The organism is Levilactobacillus suantsaiihabitans (assembly GCF_004745505.1).
GTDB classification, from domain to species: domain Bacteria; phylum Bacillota; class Bacilli; order Lactobacillales; family Lactobacillaceae; genus Levilactobacillus; species Levilactobacillus suantsaiihabitans.
The window spans coordinates 1-1,486 of record NZ_RKLX01000052.1; the positions used below are offsets into that span (position 1 = coordinate 1).

Below are 1,486 nucleotides of genomic sequence, written 5' to 3' on the forward strand. Positions count from 1 at the left end.
TTCAGTAAGTTGACGTAGACCCGAAACCAGGTGACCTATCCATGTCCAGGTTGAAGGTGCGGTAAAGCGCACTGGAGGACCGAACCCGTGTATGTTGAAAAATGCTGGGATGAGGTGTGGATAGCGGTGAAATTCCAAACGAACTTGGAGATAGCTGGTTCTCTCCGAAATAGCTTTAGGGTTAGCCTCGGAGTTAAGAATCGTGGAGGTAGAGCCACTGTTTGGACTAGGGGCCCGTCATGGGTTACTGAATTCAGATAAACTCCGAATGCCACTGATTTATATCCGGGAGTCAGACGATGAGTGATAAGATCCACCGTCGAAAGGGGAACAGCCCAGACCACCAATTAAGGTCCCTAAATACATGCTGAGTGGAAAAGGATGTGGAGTTGCATAGACAGCTAGGATGTTGGCTCAGAAGCAGCCACCATTTAAAGAGTGCGTAATAGCTCACTAGCCGAGTGATCCTGCGCCGAAAATATACCGGGGCTAAGCATGTTACCGAAATTGTGGATGTGACCATTAGGTCACGTGATAGGAGAGCGTTCTAAGGGCAACGAAGCCAGATCGTAAGGACTGGTGGAGCGCTTAGAAGTGAGAATGCCGGTATGAGTAGCGAAAGATCAGTGAGAATCTGATCCACCGAATGACTAAGGTTTCCTGGGGAAGGCTCGTCCTCCCAGGGTTAGTCGGGACCTAAGCCGAGGCTGAGAAGCGTAGGCGATGGATAACAGGTTGATATTCCTGTACTAGTTAATTATGTTTGAACGATGGAGGGACGCAGTAGGCTACGGTATGCGCACGATTGGAAATGTGCGTTCAAGCGTCAAGTCTGGTGATGAGTCAAATGCTTATCGCTAAGGACAAGGCGTGACGAGGACCGAATTTTAGTAGGGAAGTGCCAGATGTCACACTGCCGAGAAAAGCTTCTAGTTAGTAATTAATTACCCGTACCGCAAACCGACACAGGTAGTCGAGGAGAGTATCCTAAGGTGAGCGAGTGAACTCTCGTTAAGGAACTCGGCAAAATGACCCCGTAACTTCGGGAGAAGGGGTGCTACACGCAAGTGTAGCCGCAGTGAAAAGGCCCAGGCGACTGTTTATCAAAAACACAGGTTTCTGCAAAATCGTAAGATGACGTATAGGGGCTGACGCCTGCCCGGTGCTGGAAGGTTAAGTGGATGAGTTAGCTTCGGCGAAGCCCAGAAATGAAGCCCCAGTAAACGGCGGCCGTAACTATAACGGTCCTAAGGTAGCGAAATTCCTTGTCGGGTAAGTTCCGACCCGCACGAAAGGCGTAACGATCTGGGCACTGTCTCAACGAGAGACTCGGTGAAATTATATTACCTGTGAAGATGCAGGTTACCCGCGACAGGACGGAAAGACCCCATGGAGCTTTACTGTAGCTTGATATTGGGTGTTGACACAGCTTGTACAGGATAGGTCGGAGCCGTAGAACTCGGAACGCTAGTTTCGAGTGAGGCGC

At 49.9% G+C, this 1,486-nt stretch carries 1 rRNA gene; it reads left to right on the top strand.

The features are described 5' to 3' along the window. A 23S ribosomal RNA gene (locus tag EGT51_RS12765) occupies positions 1 to 1,486 on the top strand; the annotation flags it as partial.